Raw genomic sequence first — 18,320 nt, 5'->3', positions numbered from 1 at the left:
TTTAAGCCTCGGCTAGTTCTTCATCGGTGTTCGGTTTTTTCTGAATCTGTTTGTTGACTTCCTTCATCCAGACCAGCAATAGACGCCAAAACACGCCGCCTTTAGCGCGCTTTACTTCGGCTTCCATTTCTTGGGTGATTTTGTCGATGTTGCTCATTGGGTTGTCCTTACCTAGTTGCTGAAATCGTTGTCGCAAGCAATGCCCAAACGGGCTAATGAACGTAGTGGCAATAATCATGGTAAATCGCCATGTCATTGCTCTTGATTATGTTGATGTCCGGCTCTGGCGGCCGCTCTTGTGCTAACTGATTTTTCCAGTCAGCTTGTCGTAGTTGAAATCGTTCAAACTGTTCTTTGTAAAGGTCGGTGGCGTCGTCACGAGTTAACGTCAAATCATTACCATCACGCTCGGCGGTACACTTCATCGACCAACCACGCGCACCGCGTGCCCAATACAAAAACGCCCCCGCCTTGTGTTTGGATTTTTCGCCCTCAAACACGATAGAAAATTGGTTCAAGCTACTGGCGAACGTGCCGCGACTCTTGATTTGGTTGCGAATCTGGCGTGCTTCGTGGTCTAGCTTCTTAATCAAATGGTTAAGCTTTTGAACGGCATCGTGATTGCCTTGTTTGCGGTTGATGTCGATAGCGCGAATCGCATCTTGCTTTTTGGTTTCCTTGCGTCGGATTTCTCGCTGCATTGGCTTGCGCCATTGCTCCAACATGTAACCGCACTCTTTGATGATGCCCGTCATGTTGTCTACTTCGAACGATGCCAACACATCCCAATCAGGGGCACGGCTACAGCGTGCGATGTTGTAGCGATTGCCTTTTATCAGTCCTTGGTCGGCGTTATCGCCCTTGGCCGCGTAACCTACGGCTTTGATGAGGTAGCCCGCCGCCGCTTCGCTGAATTTGATTTTCTCCAGATGTGCCATGCCATTGCCCCAAAGCTGCTCGATGCGGTTCGCCCATCCTGCAAAGTGGTGCTGTTCCACTCGCCAGTTCAGCAGCACATGCACATGGGGATTAGGTTCGCCATCTTCATTAGCCGGAGATTCCGCGACCCAAATGTAATGAAAATCAAACGGGTTGGCGGTTGGTCCATGAATTTCTTTAACGTGCTTGATGCCGTCGTCATCTTTCCAAGCGGCTTTAAGTGGACGGCCAATTCGGCCATTTACTTTGACTTTGTCACCATCTAACCCAAGTGACCCCGCCTCGCTTGCGGAATATTCAAACCCGCGTTGGTACATTTTCTTGAGGCCATTTAGAAAACGGGATACCTCGGCACCAATCGTGGTTTGGATTGGGCAATATGGCAGCCCCTCATCCGTGACCGCTTCGCCACCAAAAATGCGGTCGCGTTGCTTTTGAGTAAACGTCAGGGTGAGAAAGGTGCTAAACCCACCATGACACGCCGCGACATACGCGCCCGATTCAAAGATTTTCTTTACAGCGCGAGGGTTTAGTTTGTCAGTGAAACGTTCACCACTTTGCGGCGCGGGTGCTTCGGACGGGCTTGGGTGGTATTTCACCTGCATTTTCATCTGTTGCGCCCAACCACGGGACATCAAATACGCTCGGCTAGTGCCAATCGGTTGCCATTCGAGGCGGTTGTTTTCGTTGCGAATCCAACCTGTTTGCGCTTGTGAGCGTGCCCGATATTCATCGGTCACGTTGTCGCCACAAAACGATTCCGTTTTATGGCGCGGCGGCAGACGTCGAGAACGGGTCATCAAGCGGTCTATCTGCTTGCGTTTTCCGTGTCCGACTTTTGCGCCCTTTGACGAGCCTAGTCTTTTCTGGACTTCGTCCAGCGCTTCGCGCCCAAGTTCAGCACTTTTTAAGGTGCGTAAATGGTGGATTTGGTCAAACGATTTGAACTTTTGCAGTTCACTTTCCATCCAATCACGGTTTGGAGCACTAAAAAAACCGCTTTCGACAGCGGCAATGTTTTTCTCGGTAACGGTAACGTCTTGCGCTAACGCCGTAATAAAGCCCACATCATGCGGGCTTAAAAGTTGGGTAAATTCGCGTGGCGATTGCACGTCATAAAGATGGCTCATTTTGGTAAGTTCTCCAAAGATTGACCAGCGCGAGCAAGTTTGCTTAGTGCCATGTCTAAACTGATTTTATCAATACGAACTTTCTGCCCAAATGCGCCTTGCTCCACTGAGATACAAGCGCTTATTTCTTTCGAGGCTTCAGAAATGCAGTTACCTGCACGCCTTACACTAACGCGTTGCGCTTCGTGCTTTTCTTTAATGGTGTCGAAAACAAGTTCAGCCGCTTTTCTATCGCACTGAGTACAAGTCGTTGTACATGGTGCAATGTCAAAAATCTTAATGTGCTTGAGGAACTCATGACCGCAGCTAGAACATAGGTAGCGGTATCCTTTAGGGGGTAAACTCATGCTCAAAGTCTCCCTATAAGGAAGAATCCGCGCCCACTTGGGGCGCTTCATCTTGCTTGCGGATTTCGTGTAGTGGTTCGCCGTTGTTTTGCGCACCAAGTGTCTCCATGCGATGGGCGGCGATAGTAATATCAGCGAGCGTGGCGTCTTTCGCTTTAATACAAGCAACAAGCGTCATACCCTGATAAAGCCAAAGAGAGGCTTCAACGGCTTCAAGCTCAAAACTGTCGAAGTAAATATGAGTTCCGTTGCACTGTGATGCAACAAGTTGGCGCTGATTGCGGCGCGTTTTCCAGATACTTAAATTCATGCTACAACCCCCTGACGAAAACGTGTAGGAATGTAGGTTTGCTTCTTCTTTGGGAATTGTTCAGCGAACTTTTCTCGTAATTGTGCAATCTTAAGAAGTGAGTTTGCTGTTTTAGCTGGGTCAGGATTGGTACACCCTGCCATATCTGGGCAAGGTAAGTGAATTGGGTCGGTAACGATACGTTCCATGTTGTAGCCTCCGCAAGCTATTGATTTCCTGTCTCAAAAATAACGTTAAGGAAATCTTTTTAAGCACGCAAGTGGCTTGCGGTAGTGAAAGAAGCCAGACTATCCACTAAAATTTAACAATATTGCGAAAGGATGCGGGAACATGACTAATTACACAAATGTGCTTTTAGATAGACTGAAAACCCAGTTAGAGCTTACCTCTGACTATCAGTTAGCTAAAGTTTTGGACGTTGGCACAAGTAGAATTAGCAATTACCGCAATGGTCGCAGTGTTCTTGATTGGGAAATTGCCTTTAAAATCGCCGACTTATTGGGGTTAGATGATCAAGATGTGGTATACGGTTTACTCGAAGATAAGTCTATAAACCCCCGCCTAATCAATGCCTTACAAGCAGGGGCGCCAGCCTAACCTCTCATTTACCAGCTTATACATAATGCGAACTTAAGGGTTAGAAGATTAGCATTGGTGAAGTCAGTTTAGTTACACCGTATTTGGCTTTTGCTTCCTTGCAAGCTTCATCAGCTGTCTTGTATGGGCCATGAACTTCGATTCCACCACAGCGACCACTTGAACTGTATCTTTGGTTACGTCCGACACCATGCACGTTGGTTTTGCATCTTGCTCATTCAATATGAGTCAACATGGATACGCGTTTGCCTAACCCTAACGTGTAAGTACTAGATTATCTTTATAGGAACAAGGAATCTAACAGATGTAAACTCTCTACTTTTCAATCTATACCTAGATCTTTCTTCATATGTTCACTCAACTCGTTAGTGGTTCTTACATTAATCTTATGTTTGCAATGATGGATTCTCAACTCTTCACCAAATAATTTTACTAGTGATTTGGTATACAAAGTACTAAGATTATTTATTATTCTATACAATGTATCTTTCTGATAAACAGATCTTTTCGAATTTTGTATTGCAGTCTTCATATTTAAATATCCTCACACGTTTAACTTTATAATTTAAGAATCAATTTCAACGTTTATTATTACTTTTTCCGATATGGAATGAGTCATTATCAATGATGCACAATAAATAATTAAATCACCCGAATCCAACTTAGTAATTTCACGAGACAAACTTTTTATTTTTAAATCTTTATTTTATATATTTAATCCGATTGAGTTAATTCCTTCAGGATATCGGTTTAACTTAATATCCAATATGGTTTTATTAAGATAGTAGTCTGCCATTATTTCATGGCGGCTTTTAAATATCATTGTCCCCCTCCGATGATGCAAGTTATACTTTCCCACCAGTTAAAAGACAACGTGACTCAGAGTTGCAAAAAGGTAACAATCATGGAATTGATGAACAATGAGCTGATCTGCTTTGCAGCCATTTGTAAACACCTCTCTCTTACAGAGGCATCAAAAGAACTTGGAAAGTCTAAAGCTCAAGTCAGCAGGCAGCTAGCAGCATTAGAAAAACAACTTGGCGTAACACTCGTCCACAGAACAACAAGGAAACTCGTTTTAACTGATCATGGCGAAAGCATTAGAGAGCTTGCTATCAAGACGTTAGAGAGTTTGCACGAGTTAAATTACAGAGCTAGCTCGTTGAGTGAATGCATTGATGGAAAGTTTAAAATCACAATGCCCAACTCTATAGCCTCTTCTATTTTTGGTTCTGTTCTTAAAGACTTAAAAGAACGATATCCAAAAGTTGATTTTGAAATATCGTCAAGTAACAATGTGGAAAATTTATTAGAAAGCAACGTAGATTTAGCGATTAGGCTTAATAATGTTATTGATGACACTCTTATTGCACATAAAATTGGTGATTATAGTGATGTTTTGATATCTAGGGTAAGTAATGCCAACAACAAAACACTATTAATCTACAAACATCATTCGAATAAGGAATCAATTAAAAATCAATATACTGATGTTATCGAAGTTGATAACACCTCTATTTTAATAAACTTTGTTTCTGAGGGAGTTGGGGTTGGTGTCATTCCAAACTATCTTATTAAAAGTAACTATATAGACAAAAATATCCGAATATCGCAAACTTTTGATATAGAACGTTCCATGTATATTGCCTACCCTTATCAAAACCCTTTGCCAAGAAAGCTAGCTGAGATATCTACTTTTATTAGGTCTGAGTTATCACAAGTATTGAAGAGTGAGTCATTTTAGGGCGGTTGTTCAGGTTTAGAATTTTGCGTTGTCTACTCAACTAGGCCTAACGCTAATCTTTGTAACATATTGTTTCGGCGGTATTTATTAACACCACCATCTTTATGCTTGCTATCACAATGTGAGATGCTCTGCCGTCTTGTTATCAAGGTTTTGCGTGGAATAAATCACGTGGGGTAAACGATAGATTGACTTACATTAAAATTTTAATCAAAAGCAACTTTATATAAAATTGATTTCATACCAATCTATGTGTATCTTCTACCCATATCCCCACAATAACCAAGGAGAATGCCATGGATAAGCTACTCGCGTCTGCATTAGAAATTAAGCAGCGAACTATGGTGACTGGCTTTTTTGCTAGAAATGGATTCAAAATCGCTATGACCGATTTTGATGATGTCACTTTTGAGCGAGAAGGCGTGCAAGTTAACGTACATTTTGATCTGCAGTCAAACGCGGAGTCTGCATCTGTTTTATCTCATGAGGCATCAATCATTCCTGGCTAAAAACTTTTATTATCACCGATACACCAAGCCGAACATAAACGTTCGGCTTTTTAGTGACAAAAAATGATGAGTGCGAACAAGAGTTGTCGATCACTCGTCTAAATAGACGATTAATAAATCAGCTTCAACTTCGTTCACAACCTTTGGTATCGATGAAAAAAAGCGACTCAATAAGTTGTGATGATGACCACATACAACTAAGTCTATCCCCTCTTTTTTGACGATTCCCGATAGTTTTATATGAAGATCGCCGATTACTACCATGGTCTCGTTTACTGGATATAAGCATTTATCAGCGAGCTCTTGCAGCCTTCTTTCCAATTCTTGCTCTTCCTTCGCTTCCATGACTATGCGATCAACATCTACGTAAACAAATGAGAGTTTGCTGCTTGAGTTATCTGCTTGCATTATTGCTTTTTCGATAACGGCTTGGCTAGATTGAGATAAGTCGACAGCAACCAAAACGTGCTTATAACCCATCATTCCTCCCTAGGTTAGTTTTTGTTCTCATATTAAGTCTAGTCCACATAGAGCGAACACAACATCAAAACTACTGCTACATGATAGTTAAAGGAGTTTAGTTTAAAACAGGCAAATAGTTTTCATTGCAACCTTGTTGCTTCCTCTCATCCAAAGATAAACGATGTTTTTCCAATTTCTTCTCTAATTATCGGACTATTTAACAGGAAGGATGCCAGAAAACGTTACGTTGTAATGCGCGTTACTGCTCTTGATTTCTACTACTCTTGAGGATTCATATTACCCACTTCAACGTCGCCTAGTTTAGTAAAACTACTTTAGATTAAGCATATTCAATATGTAACGCTCCGCTCAAATCCAGGAGACGTATTTCGGCTAAAAAAGCAGCTCAATAAGATGAATTTCGATTCATCTATTACATATGTCTGCGAGTGCTTACTGTTCTTATATCGCTTATTTAATAACTCTAGTTTAATTATCGTTATAAGTTACGGTGTCTCTTTTTTCTTTTTTTTAGCATAATCTTCTGTCTGAGAACGAAGCTCTCTTGGGCTTTGTAATTAAATTACAAGATCAATCACAACCAATATGGTTGGCAGATTAAATGCCCGCGGTAAATAATTGATATTATTGAGTTTAATTTATGAGTTCTTTAAAAAATGCCTAATTACCTGTGCTACGAAAACTAAGGTTAACACGATTAGGTAAAATTTTACCAACTCGCTATTTAGTCTTAAAGGCAATTGAACAAGATTAAAATCATATAGGTATAGTAAATTTTAGTTACAGCGTAACCAGGGTGGTGTTTGGGAGTGTAAAGGAATAGAAAATAGAAAGGCAAAAAACAGGGCGTATGCCCTGTCCATGAATTGATTAGTTTTGTTGCTGTTGTTTTTCTGCGTACTCAGAACGAATCCGTTCGGCAACAATTTTGATAGCTTCTGCAGTACTTGTGCCCTTCGCCATCAATTCTTGAATTCTCTCTACAGCTTGTTGTTGCTCTTGGTGAGATAGAGGGGGTAAATCGTCAAACATAAAAAGCTCCTCATTTTGAGGAGCTGACTATAACGATTCAATTAATAGGTAGCAAGGAAATTAATGGATGCACCCATAGCGTTCTCGTTTGTGTACTGAGCTGCGATATCCAATTCGAACAACTTAAGTGGGGACAACCCGATACCAGCAGTAATGGTTCCTTCGTCATTACTTCGAGCTAAGTTCTTCATATACCCTGCTCGTAATGCCATTTGACGCAAAATATCAAACTCAATACCAGCTCGAATCATTTGCGTATTATCATCAAAGGATGAAAAACGTTTTTCTTCGTTAAGATCGTAGTCAACACTCATCGTAAAGTAATCGGCAACAATCCCTGCCCCAACGGTGTATACAGGACGCATGCTATATTCGTATGATTTTATCGTATCGCTGCCATATTGGAATGATTTTGTTTTAACGTCTCTTCCGATCAAATTTTTCGCTGAAATACCGAGACGATATGGGCCAAAGAACCAAAGTGCGCCTGCGTCTAAGTTAAACATCGTTTCCGCGGTCTCATTTTCACGTAAGTCTTTAGTATCAAAATTCTGAAAACTCGTGGCGTATGAGTATGTGTATATACGCTGAAGTTTAGGAGTAACACCAAAAGAAAGGTGTTGGTTCATGAAATTAGTGTATTTAGCAAGTGAAATACCAGCTTCAGCCACGCCAATAGAAACACCTTGTACATAGCTATCATCTAATGGATTAGTACCTGAGGTATCAACATTTGGTTGTACGAATGATTCAGTGTATAGCTTACCGTATGCAGTTGCAGATAAGAATTTGTTGGGGATACCAATGGCAACGACACCACCAAGATCAAAGTCTGTCTTTTTCCCATCGATAGCATCCATCGATTTTTTGATTTCATCGACGTCTGTCAATTTGCTGATGCGTTCTATCTCATCAACTAGATCATATTGATCATCGTAGCTGCCACCAAAACTTGGCACGATCATGCCTGCATCGTCATTTCGGCGATAAATCGCAGTAAGAGCGGGGTTGAAAAAAGGCGCAGTTAGATAAGTTGCTGATACGGTACCAACGCCACCCATTGCATCACTACGAGCCTCTATCGCATAAGTAGCAGCAGAAGCAGCATTAGCGAAAAAAATAGTAGCAACAGAAGTGGCAAGAATTTTATATTTGTTTTTCATACTACACTTGTGATTTTAGTTCGTCCTGAACCTTTATCGGCACAAGTAGTATTTCTTTAACTATTCTTCCTGGGAAAGATCATAGGTTCGGCTAATAGTTTGAGCCTGCTCAACAATTATATCGCCCTGCCAACGGCGACTATTGATACTTACCGCCAATACGTATCTATCGTTTGGGACACCCGCTAGCTCCAATGAATTTGGATAGTTAGACTCATAAGTCTTTTTCCACATTTGCTCGTACTGGCCATCAATGTAGTCATACAAACCAACTTCAAGTTGCGGTAATGGACAATGGGGATTACGAAGTGCGCTCTTTTCTACTTTCCAATTCTCTTTAGATGTCCAACGAACATATTGAGAAGAGTTTGAATCTCCAAGTATTACCCAAGTTCGATACTCTTGTTTATCAGTAGAAACAACGGTTAAGTGATATAAACCAGCTTCAAGCTTGCCTGTTAAGTTATAGCGTTTCGAGTAACTACGCTCGTTGGCAAGTTCTGTCCCGTTCGGCTGTTGTTCATAGCTGAATGAACTGTCCGCGGATATAGATTCATCCACCCATCGATTAAATGAAATATTTTCGATGTCAGTTGTAGCTCTTAGCTTGATCACCAATCTAAATGTATCTCGCCCAGGGCTTTGAATAGTCTGACGAATAACGTTCACACCACTTATCCAATCAGGCAGCGTTACACCAGTGAGAGCCTTGCCACAGTTTTTGGATAGTGACTGACCAAGAAGATCATTAAGGTGAGGAGTCAAATCTTTACTTGGTTCCGTTTGCCAGAGTTCAACAAGAGAGTTGAACATACCCGCAAGATCATCTTCAAGTAAGTGTTGATGTGCCTGTGTTAAAGGCGTGTTAGTTTGAAACCAGTCCATCGCATGGACTGGTTTCACTAACGCTAATGAGACAACTACAGGGAGTAGTATTTTCATTACGACTTATGCTTTCATCTTGTAGCCAACACCACGAAGTGTTTCAATTTCCAGTCCTGGCAGTTTTTGACGAAGCTGTAGTACATGTGTATCAACCGTACGTGTTGTCGGGAAGTGATTGTAACCCCAAACGTGGTCAAGTAGCTCATCACGAGTAAACACGCGACCTAAGTTTGACGCCAAAAATAGCAGCAAATCAAACTCTGTTCGAGTAAGCGTAATTAGCTCGTCTTTATAAGTCACTTCACGAGTCGAGCGGTCAATCTCTAAGTCTTTTGTAATCACTTTATCAGCGTTGCTTTGTTCTGCTGAATCCGGTGCTCGTAGCTGTGCACGGATTCTCGCAAAAAGCTCCGCCTCAGCAAAAGGCTTTGTTAAGTAGTCGTTCGCGCCGGAATCCAGGCCTGCAACTTTATCTTTTACGGTAACAAGTGCCGTTAACAAGATAACTGGTACGTCTTTAATCTGTTTCCATTCTGGGAGACATTGTACAGAGTCACCATCTGGGAGTTGGCGATCGAGAATTACCAAGTCAGCTTTTTTCCATTGTGGCTCTACGTCTGCAATACGCTCCACATGTAAACACTCATATCCTGCTTGTTCCAGGCTTACTAACAGGCCGTCAGCCAAGTTTTTATCGTCCTCAACGAGAAGCAGTGTCTGTTTCACAAGGTATCTCCAATATAAAAGTTGTAGGTGGTCCCATTAAGGACATTTTTCCGCCCATGCGGCCTACCATAGATTCAACGATTGTTAATCCAAGTCCTAACCCGCTCTTACTTACGAACGGTTTCTTCAAATTTGCCCAATCTTTAGCCGTTAGGCCTCCTGCATCTCGGACTTGGAATACTATTTTTTCTTCACTAGTTGAGACATCCAATTCAACCGGTGCGACACCGTACTTAAGCGCATTACGAAGCAAGTTATCGATACAAGTTCCTAACCAGTACACATTAACTTTAGCAGCCACATCTTCATTGATGTTAAAAAGCACGGCACTATCAAATTCTTCTTCGATCTTAAATTCTAACCAATCTGCAACGGATGGTACCCAGTCTGTTGCAAGCATTTGGTTATCAGATTGCAAATAATCTTTACTCGCTTCTGCCAATTGACGCAGGCGGCGCGTATCTTCACACAATCTGCGGAATTCGTCATACACACTTTCAGGCAAATGCTCGAACTCTCGACGAAAGCCTTCAACCGTTAGTGACAGAGATGCAATCGGTGTTCTGAGCTCATGCGTTAAAATTTGCAACACGAGCATTCTACTACGTAGTTCTTCTCGCTTGCTATTCCAACGGTACACCGCCCAACCAATCACCAAAAGAATATTGGCGATTACCAGTATGATCATACTGATCCGCAAAACTTGCGAGTGATCTTCTACATCCCAACAAATATTGCCTCGTTTAACAAAGCAACTTTTGCTTTGAGAGGCTAGAGCGTATGACAGACCCGCATTCGCTACGTTCTCTTGCCAGATATCTTTCTCGAAAACAAAGTAACGGTCACCACGTCTTAGCCAAAGTTCGTTACCTTCAATAAACATGCTCGCGCCTGCAATCAAAGCATTAATGGCGTCGTCATCCATGTTTTTCAAGCTTTCTAGCAACTCATCCCCTTCCTCGTTATCACGCTCTTTTATATGCATGTACTGAGATAGTTTGGGTTTGAGTTCTGGATACTTATCCACATAACGTGCCGCGTACGTCCCACCACCAGGGTGAATGAGACCACTACGCGAGAACCAACGAGGTGTCAGCTGCGTCCCTTTACAAATCGCTCTTGTAAATACTAAAGGCTCAGTAATTAAAGGACTTAATGGTAATTTGCCACGACAAGTATTCGCCAAGCTGTAAAGCTGTTGGATATCTTTTAACGGATAGTCAGACGTTTGCGGCAGAAGCGAATCTGGCGCAAGTAACTTGGTAGGATAATTTGATTGCAGAATACGAATATCGTACGACTTAAGAGCTACTTCATAGTTAAATAGCTCTGTAAACGTATCTATTCTTTCTGGTAGTGAATCGGAAAATGCAGGTGCCGAAAAAAGCGGCAATACAGTTGCAAAACCGAGCAAAAACTTTTTAATCAAACTGTTACCGTCACTTGTTACATTAGCCAAAACTATACATCAATCTACAAGCAATTGACATCTGCTAACAGAAGGATTTGCATTACTATAACATTGAAACGGAACAAAAAAGGGCCAGCGATTGCTGACCCTGTATAGTTTTAAATCAAGAATGGTTAAAGTGCTTTAAAAATAGACTCAACACTTTCTTTCGCATCACCAAATAGCATTGATGTATTTTCTTTGAAGAACAGTGGGTTCTGTACTCCTGCGTAACCAGTATTCATTGAGCGCTTGAATACCACTACGTTTTTCGCGTTCCATACCTCCAATACGGGCATACCAGCGATTGGGCTGTTCGGATCTTCCAGTGCGGCTGGGTTGACCGTATCGTTAGCACCGATAACCAATACGGTATCGGTTTCTGCAAAGTCATCATTGATTTCATCCATTTCAAGAACGATATCATACGGTACTTTTGCTTCAGCGAGTAACACATTCATATGCCCCGGTAGACGACCCGCTACTGGGTGAATCCCAAAGCGAACTTCAATACCTTGTGAACGAAGTACATCAGTAATTTCATGAACAGGGTATTGTGCCTGAGCTACTGCCATGCCATATCCTGGAGTGATGATTACTGATTTTGAGTTCTTCAACATCTCTGCAACTTCTTCAGCCGTTGTTTCACGATATTCGCCCTGCTCTTCGTCACCTGAAATCACTATCTCTTGACCAAAACCACCGGCAATAACACTGATAAACGAACGGTTCATTGCTTTACACATGATGTAAGAAAGAATCGCACCTGATGAACCTACCAAAGCACCTGTTACAATCAATAGATCATTTGCTAGCATGAAACCTGCTGCCGCTGCTGCCCAACCTGAGTATGAGTTCAACATAGAGACAACAACTGGCATATCAGCACCACCAATTGAAGCGACTAAATGGTAGCCGAATGCGAACGCAATCAAAGTCATCACAATAAGAGCGAACATGCTGCCATCTGCTTTTACGAAGTAGATCATAAGAAGCGTAGAGATAACAACCGCTGCGAGATTCATTTTGTGCTTATGAGGTAGGTTAAGTGGCGACGAAGAAATCACACCACGCAGCTTACCAAATGCGACAATTGAACCGGTGAAAGTTACGGCACCGATGAACACACCCAAGAATACTTCTACAAGGTGGATAACATGCTCAGCATGTGTTGCTGCTTCTGGCGCATCTAGGTAACTGTTGTAGCCAACTAAAACCGCAGCTAAACCTACAAAGCTGTGTAGAATCGCAACCAGTTCTGGCATCTCGGTCATTTCTACTTTCTTCGCATAGAAAATACCGATCGCACCACCTATCGCCATCGCGATAATGATCCAACCAAAACCTTGCGCATCTGGGCTAAAGATCGTCGCTATTAGCGCGATCGTCATACCAGCGATACCGTAGTAGTTACCATTACGAGCAGACTCTTGCTTTGAAAGCCCCGCCAAACTCATGATGAAAAATAATGCAGCAACAATGTAAGCTGCTTGTACTAATCCTGCAGACATTGTGACTCCTATTTATCTTTGCGGAACATTTCAAGCATACGCTTGGTGACGGTGAAACCACCGAAGATATTGATACTCGCGATCAATACGGCAATAAAAGATAGGAATGAAACGACGCCATTACCTTGTCCAATTTGCAGTAATGCACCAACGACAATAATGCCAGAGATAGCATTCGTTACTGACATTAGTGGAGTATGAAGTGCATGGGTAACATTCCATACTACGTAGTATCCGACAACACACGCTAGAACAAATACAGTAAAGTGAGAAAGAAACGCTGCCGGAGCAACCGATGCAACCCATGCAAAGGCTCCAACAGCCGCTGCCACACCAATAATTTTCTTCGTTGGAGACGTAGGTTCTTCTACTTTAGGCTCTGGCTTCACAGGCTGTTCTTGTTTCACTTGCGGCTGAGCTGAAACCTGAATTGGTGGCGCTGGCCAAGTAACTTCACCTTCTTTCACCACGGTAACGCCTCGGATAACAACATCTTCAAAATCAATATTGATGTTGCCATCTTTCTCTTTACACAGCAGTTTTAGAAGGTTAACAAGGTTTGTCGCGTAAAGCTGAGAAGATTGTGTTGGCAAACGACCAACCATGTCAGTGTAACCAACAATTTTTACGCCGTTATCCGTCATGATAACTTGGTCTTTCACTGTATATTCACAGTTACCGCCATTAGCAGCTGCCAAGTCGACAATTACACTGCCCGCTTTCATGCTGTCGACCATTTCTTTGGTGATCAACTTCGGCGCAGGTTTACCAGGGATGAGCGCGGTCGTAATAATGATATCAACATCTTTAGCTTGCTCTGCGTATAACTCTGCCGCTTTTTTGTTGAAGTCATCAGACATTTCTTTTGCGTAGCCATCCCCAGAGCCTGACTCTTCTTGAAAGTCAACGGTCAGGAACTCAGCGCCCATCGATTCAACTTGCTCTTTTACTTCTGGGCGGACGTCAAACGCACGGACAATGGCACCTAAGCTACCTGCAGCACCGATAGCCGCCAAGCCAGCGACGCCAGCACCCGCAACCAATACTTTCGCTGGAGGTACTTTACCGGCAGCCGTAATTTGACCTGTAAAGAAACGACCAAACTCATGAGCTGCCTCAACCACTGCACGATAACCAGCGATATTAGCCATCGAAGATAGCGCGTCTAAGGCTTGTGCACGTGAGATACGAGGAACGGAATCCATGGCAAGAACGTTAATGTTCTTACTTGAAAGTTGTTCCATCAACTCAGCATTTTGAGCCGGCCAAATAAAGCTAACCAGTGTTGCTCCATCTTGCAGTAACGCAATTTCGTCAATGCCTTGCTCATCATCCACAATTGGCGCATTAACTTTTAAAATAAGGCCAGATGCCCAAACTTCTTCACTAGAAACGATTTTCGCACCAGCTGCTTCATAAGCGGCATCATCGAAACTCGCTAGCACCCCCGCTTGGGATTCAATCGCGACATCGAATCCCAATTTTATTAACTGCTCAACCGACTTCGGCGATGCAGCCACTCGCGATTCACCTGCGAGTATCTCTTTAGGTACACCGATTTGCAAAACGCATACTCCTTGTATACATATCAATAAATTAGTCCCAAAACAGAGCGTCGCTCTACTCTAATTCTTTTTTATTTCTATCTGTTTACCACGCAAGACAATTGCAAACGAAAGATGGTGTTTGGGGACACCCATTTGCACAAAACACCTTGACTAACAGCCCTGTTATTATTCTGTTTGTATCGAACGCGTCTCATTACTTCAAGTGTTTTGTAATTTAAATACTAAATTTCATTACATATAACGCTAAGTAATGAATGATTGTCGCTCTGTGCACGAAAAATAACAACGCAACACCGTACTAGACTGAGGTCTAACCAGGTAACGATTAAATACTGACTTAACAGAGATTTAAGCGTTAAAAAGAAAGAGCCACTAGCATATACACTAATGGCTCTTTTTAAGATGACTGGAATCAAATTGCAGTAAATTGCTAGTCGAAGATTTTATCGCCCATTTGATCAATAAACATTTGAGATTTCTTCAACATAAGGTCATTGGCATCTTGCTCTGAGCCAAGCAAATCGGAGCGAATAAACCGATGTGTTTTCACTTCATCATCGTCATGCTTTTCTATTCGACCAGCGATGCGATATTGTCCGCCCTCTGAAAGGCTCTCTGGGTAAATAAGGAAACCTTTATATTCAACTGATTCGATATTTTTGGCTTCAACCGTTTTCTCACTACCACCAAACAAACGCGAAAAAAATCCCACGATTCCTCCTTGGGTCAGCTCACTAGTCAACTGAGCGACTCTTACTTAATATTAACGTTAAGGATCGGTTTTTCATACCAATCCAACTCTTTGTCATCATCATAACTAGTATGGGAAAAAATTACAGGCATATCATACTCTCGGTTCTTACGCCTGTCTTCTTTCACCATTTCTGCGGCGTTTTTCACCGCTATATCCGCGCTTTGCTTAAACTGGCTTAATTTTTGTTCAGGAAGTGAAGACAAAAAATCAATATCATGACGGATATAGACAGGCTTGAGCTGGATAAGCGCAAGGCAAGCAATATCGGCTAACTGTTCGTTGTCATACTGTTCTAAAAATTCGGGCAAACTGAGAACCTGGCCTACTAATGTTTCCATGTAGTTGTGCACATCTGAGCTTATCTGCATCTGTAAATCTCCTTTTTCCTATGAAATGAGTATAGCAACGACTTGTTTATAACAACTTATTGATTGCTCTTAATTTAATCAATCTCTCTCTTTTTGCGGTAATGTCTTCCAAAATACTTGGGAAAAGGAACAAATAGACGTATTCTTGCTAGTTCTCAAAGTTCGAAATTCAATAACGGATAAATATCCATATTGATAAAACGATTTACCTAACCAATTATATAGTCAACTATTTTCAGGCAGTTTGTAATAGATGTCCTCATCGTCAATGACTTCATCAGGCTTCAGATTCTCATTCCCTTTTTTGCTACTGGGCATAGTGAGTTCGGGCATGGACAGCATTATTCAGATGACTCAGGCAAACTGGGGCATTGCCGCAAACTTGCCGTACATACTATTAGGTTGTGCGCTACTCCTTTGTTATTCATTTAAGCAAGGCAGAGAGTCCATGGTGTGCTTGGCAATGTTGCTAGCCTACTTCGTGATACAGCACCGCCTACAAGTCCCGCTTCAAAGTGGTACCGCTTTACTTGAGCTAACCATTTTAGCCACGTTACTTCCTGTCTCGTTTCTTACGGTATTTTTGTTTAGTAAAGAAGGTTTTGACTCTAGAGCCATGTTGACTTACATCTTGATGTTAGCAATGTTCGTTCTTTGGTCTTATCTAACGCTAGCATATTACGTTGAAGGAGGGTTTGAACAATGGACAAGCGGTATTTTATTTATTGTACCTACGGTCTCTAAACTGCCTTTAATTCTTGTTTTATATTGCGTGGGTATTGTCTGTTTTCTTGGAATCCTTGTTTTAAAGAAGAATGAAATTATCCATGCGATGACCTACTCTGCCATGGTATTGGCGTCTGCGACGTTCATTTTCTTTGATGTGCAGTACATATCAAGCACCATGTTTACGCTAACAGGGCTGCTTATCATTATTTATGCCGCTTCCGCTAGCCATCAACTGGCTTTCACCGATAGCCTAACGCTGATTCCGAGCAGACGTGCACTTGATCTCGATCTAAAACACATGGGTAAGAAGTTCACGATCGCAATGCTTGATGTTGACCATTTTAAAAAGTTTAACGACACCTACGGTCACGATACTGGTGATGACGTTCTAAAAATGGTCGCTTCGCGCCTCACTAAAACCCCAGGCGGCGCAAAAGTTTATCGATTTGGCGGAGAAGAATTTACCATCGTTTTTAAAGGCAAATACGCTGACGAATGTAAGAACTTTTTGGAAGAAGCTCGCAAATCGATTGCAGAATACGAGATGATATTACGCGATGAAGAATCTCGCCCTGAGAACCATAAACAAGGACAAAAACGTCGTGGTAGCAACAGTTCGAAAAGAAAGTCGGTTTTTGTTACCGCAAGTTTCGGAGTTGCTGATAGCCGGAATGGGCAAGCTCCTCTGGACGTTATTAAATCAGCGGACGAAGCACTTTACAAAGCGAAAAAGGCCGGACGTAACTGTATAAAGCTTCGTTAGACCCTCACCAATCGTGAAAGTTAACAAGCTTGTCTGGGTTTACAACAAAACCGAACTTCCCCATCAGCATAATAACTGCAATCATCGTTGCCACTATCCCGATGTTATCTATCTAATCAAAGGTATAAGGTATACGCCCGATTGCGACATTCCGTTCGAACTGTGTTGCCTATCTTACTTTGAGTTAGCTTTAAAACAACCACCAAAAAGTGACAACGCAACAAAAAGAGTGACATTCATAAGATTTTGTTTTTAAAAAGAATTGACCACAGTATGTGTGTTTCTTCCCAAAGACTTTGATGTATATAGTGCTTTATCAACGGTTGCATACAAATCTGATTGCACTTCTTTCCCTGTCGGTTGAAAAACAAAAACACCCTGTGACACCGTCACTCTACTTGACACACTAGAATACTCATGTGGGTAATCGAGAAAATACATAGCCTCTTGTATACGCTCGGCTTCTCTTTCTGCTGTTTGAGTGTCGGTACACCCTAGCAACACAACAAACTCTTCTCCACCATATCGACCTACATATTCCCCAGAGCGACAAAACGTCGCCTTTAGTTGATTCGCAATCGCTTGCAAGCAACGGTCGCCTTCAATATGACCGTAATTATCATTAAACGGTTTAAAGAAATCGACGTCCAATAGAATCAAAGCCATTGGCATGTTGTGACGGCCATGCCATGCAACCATCGATTCCAACTTATGGTCGATATAACGGCGGTTATAGAGTTTGGTTAGGCCATCTTCATTCGCTTGCTGAGTCAAAAGTTGATTAACTTGCTCTAATTGAGCTGTCGCTTGCTTAAGCTCTCGTCTCATATGAGCAATACGCTGCATTGCGATAAGTTTAGAGTTTAGTACCAGTTTATCTACCGGCTTAATTAAATAGTCATCACCGCCCGCATCTATGGCTTTAGCAATCATTTCTGGCTCTTCGTGACTACTCAAGAAAATAATTGGGATCCAATCCGGAAACGTTTCTCTTATATGAAGAGAGACTTCAAAACCGTTCATATCTGGCATTGATATATCGAGCAACACCAGTTCCGGATCAAAACTCTCGTAGGTATTTAACGCCTCTAGTCCACTACCTACGGCTTTTACAATATGTCCAAGTTGCTTTAGACGAATAGCCAACTGCATCCTGTCTAGCTGAACATCGTCAACCAGAAGGATTCGCATCGATGTCCCTGTCGGTTGCATAACGCGTTCCATTTTTAATTATGTCTTTATTAAACATATACCATACTCATAGAGTTGTTGCATTCGACTCATAATTAAGTGCTATATTTTTGTTTGAATA

Annotated in this window: 20 protein-coding genes; 4 read left to right on the top strand and 16 right to left on the bottom strand. The window is 42.0% G+C overall.

Annotated elements, in window-relative coordinates; genetic code table 11:
• Nucleotide 1: 1 nt before the first annotated feature.
• From R7E42_RS07510 to R7E42_RS07490, 5 genes are read right to left on the bottom strand one after another with little or no spacing between them, the layout of a single operon-like run.
• Nucleotides 2-238 (bottom strand): hypothetical protein, encoded by a 237-nt coding sequence (locus R7E42_RS07510; RefSeq protein ID WP_274342560.1) that lies wholly within the window; start codon nucleotides 236-238, stop codon nucleotides 2-4.
• Nucleotides 213-2,069, bottom strand: a complete 1,857-nt coding sequence (locus R7E42_RS07505) for a hypothetical protein (RefSeq protein ID WP_268844695.1) — start codon at nucleotides 2,067-2,069, stop codon at nucleotides 213-215. Before R7E42_RS07505 ends, R7E42_RS07510 begins: the two co-directional genes overlap by 26 nt.
• Entirely contained in the window at nucleotides 2,066-2,416 is a 351-nt protein-coding gene (locus R7E42_RS07500) for a zinc ribbon domain-containing protein (RefSeq protein WP_258626776.1), read from the bottom strand. Before R7E42_RS07500 ends, R7E42_RS07505 begins: the two co-directional genes overlap by 4 nt.
• 13 nt (nucleotides 2,417-2,429) lie before the next feature.
• The gene (locus tag R7E42_RS07495; RefSeq protein WP_274342561.1) at nucleotides 2,430-2,726 is read right to left on the bottom strand and encodes a hypothetical protein; all 297 of its coding nucleotides are present in this window, start codon (nucleotides 2,724-2,726) and stop codon (nucleotides 2,430-2,432) included.
• A complete protein-coding gene (locus tag R7E42_RS07490; RefSeq protein WP_005457445.1) occupies nucleotides 2,723-2,914 on the bottom strand; it encodes a hypothetical protein in 192 nt (63 codons plus the stop codon). Before R7E42_RS07490 ends, R7E42_RS07495 begins: the two co-directional genes overlap by 4 nt.
• A gap of 142 nt (nucleotides 2,915-3,056) precedes the next feature.
• On the opposite strand from R7E42_RS07490, the gene R7E42_RS07485 reads away from it, so the two are divergent.
• The 3 genes from R7E42_RS07485 to R7E42_RS07475 all read left to right on the top strand — a co-directional run bounded on the left by R7E42_RS07485 (nucleotide 3,057) and on the right by R7E42_RS07475 (nucleotide 5,576).
• On the top strand, nucleotides 3,057-3,323 hold the full coding sequence (locus tag R7E42_RS07485) for a helix-turn-helix domain-containing protein (RefSeq protein ID WP_005388732.1): 267 nt from the start codon (nucleotides 3,057-3,059) through the stop codon (nucleotides 3,321-3,323).
• Between the two features lie 904 nt (nucleotides 3,324-4,227).
• On the top strand, nucleotides 4,228-5,067 hold the full coding sequence (locus R7E42_RS07480; RefSeq protein WP_053349988.1) for a LysR family transcriptional regulator: 840 nt from the start codon (nucleotides 4,228-4,230) through the stop codon (nucleotides 5,065-5,067).
• A 296-nt stretch (nucleotides 5,068-5,363) separates the two neighbouring features.
• On the top strand, nucleotides 5,364-5,576 hold the full coding sequence (locus R7E42_RS07475; protein WP_005376260.1) for a hypothetical protein: 213 nt from the start codon (nucleotides 5,364-5,366) through the stop codon (nucleotides 5,574-5,576).
• A gap of 90 nt (nucleotides 5,577-5,666) precedes the next feature.
• On the opposite strand, the gene R7E42_RS07470 is transcribed toward R7E42_RS07475, so the two are convergent.
• The 10 genes from R7E42_RS07470 to R7E42_RS07425 all read right to left on the bottom strand — a co-directional run bounded on the left by R7E42_RS07470 (nucleotide 5,667) and on the right by R7E42_RS07425 (nucleotide 15,516).
• Nucleotides 5,667-6,056, bottom strand: a complete 390-nt coding sequence (locus tag R7E42_RS07470; protein WP_017634770.1) for a universal stress protein — start codon at nucleotides 6,054-6,056, stop codon at nucleotides 5,667-5,669.
• Nucleotides 6,057-6,929: 873 nt separating this feature from the next.
• Complete coding sequence (locus tag R7E42_RS07465; protein WP_005376257.1) at nucleotides 6,930-7,091, bottom strand: YoaH family protein; 162 nt, start codon at nucleotides 7,089-7,091, stop codon at nucleotides 6,930-6,932.
• A 41-nt stretch (nucleotides 7,092-7,132) separates the two neighbouring features.
• Nucleotides 7,133-8,254, bottom strand: a complete 1,122-nt coding sequence (locus tag R7E42_RS07460) for a conjugal transfer protein TraF (protein ID WP_318072551.1) — start codon at nucleotides 8,252-8,254, stop codon at nucleotides 7,133-7,135.
• 60 nt (nucleotides 8,255-8,314) lie between these two features.
• Nucleotides 8,315-9,196 carry a DUF2861 family protein gene (locus tag R7E42_RS07455; protein WP_318072550.1) on the bottom strand — a complete coding sequence of 294 codons (882 nt, stop codon included), beginning with the start codon at nucleotides 9,194-9,196 and terminating at the stop codon, nucleotides 8,315-8,317.
• A 6-nt stretch (nucleotides 9,197-9,202) separates the two neighbouring features.
• The gene (vxrB, locus tag R7E42_RS07450) at nucleotides 9,203-9,865 is read right to left on the bottom strand and encodes a response regulator transcription factor VxrB (RefSeq protein WP_005376251.1); all 663 of its coding nucleotides are present in this window, start codon (nucleotides 9,863-9,865) and stop codon (nucleotides 9,203-9,205) included.
• Nucleotides 9,840-11,294 (bottom strand): sensor histidine kinase VxrA, encoded by a 1,455-nt coding sequence (gene vxrA, locus R7E42_RS07445; RefSeq protein ID WP_025767766.1) that lies wholly within the window; start codon nucleotides 11,292-11,294, stop codon nucleotides 9,840-9,842. Before vxrA ends, vxrB begins: the two co-directional genes overlap by 26 nt.
• Before the next feature lie 155 nt (nucleotides 11,295-11,449).
• Nucleotides 11,450-12,826 carry a Re/Si-specific NAD(P)(+) transhydrogenase subunit beta gene (pntB, locus tag R7E42_RS07440; protein WP_005376248.1) on the bottom strand — a complete coding sequence of 459 codons (1,377 nt, stop codon included), beginning with the start codon at nucleotides 12,824-12,826 and terminating at the stop codon, nucleotides 11,450-11,452.
• 8 nt (nucleotides 12,827-12,834) lie between these two features.
• Entirely contained in the window at nucleotides 12,835-14,391 is a 1,557-nt protein-coding gene (locus R7E42_RS07435) for a Re/Si-specific NAD(P)(+) transhydrogenase subunit alpha (protein ID WP_054575447.1), read from the bottom strand.
• 433 nt (nucleotides 14,392-14,824) lie between these two features.
• Nucleotides 14,825-15,106 (bottom strand): HlyU family transcriptional regulator, encoded by a 282-nt coding sequence (locus R7E42_RS07430; RefSeq protein WP_318072549.1) that lies wholly within the window; start codon nucleotides 15,104-15,106, stop codon nucleotides 14,825-14,827.
• A gap of 41 nt (nucleotides 15,107-15,147) precedes the next feature.
• Nucleotides 15,148-15,516 carry a late competence development ComFB family protein gene (locus R7E42_RS07425; protein WP_318072548.1) on the bottom strand — a complete coding sequence of 123 codons (369 nt, stop codon included), beginning with the start codon at nucleotides 15,514-15,516 and terminating at the stop codon, nucleotides 15,148-15,150.
• A gap of 253 nt (nucleotides 15,517-15,769) precedes the next feature.
• Between R7E42_RS07425 and R7E42_RS07420 the strand changes: the two genes are divergently transcribed.
• Complete coding sequence (locus tag R7E42_RS07420) at nucleotides 15,770-17,008, top strand: sensor domain-containing diguanylate cyclase (protein ID WP_065275318.1); 1,239 nt, start codon at nucleotides 15,770-15,772, stop codon at nucleotides 17,006-17,008.
• A gap of 252 nt (nucleotides 17,009-17,260) precedes the next feature.
• Here R7E42_RS07420 and R7E42_RS07415 read toward each other — a convergent pair whose 3' ends face one another.
• Nucleotides 17,261-18,220: a diguanylate cyclase gene (locus R7E42_RS07415; protein ID WP_171053575.1), complete on the bottom strand. Its 960-nt coding sequence runs from the start codon at nucleotides 18,218-18,220 to the stop codon at nucleotides 17,261-17,263.
• Nucleotides 18,221-18,320: the final 100 nt, after the last annotated feature.

It is taken from the genome of Vibrio sp. Vb1337 (assembly GCF_033338715.1).
Lineage (GTDB): Bacteria > Pseudomonadota > Gammaproteobacteria > Enterobacterales > Vibrionaceae > Vibrio > Vibrio alginolyticus.
This window is presented reverse-complemented; position numbering and strand designations above follow the sequence as displayed.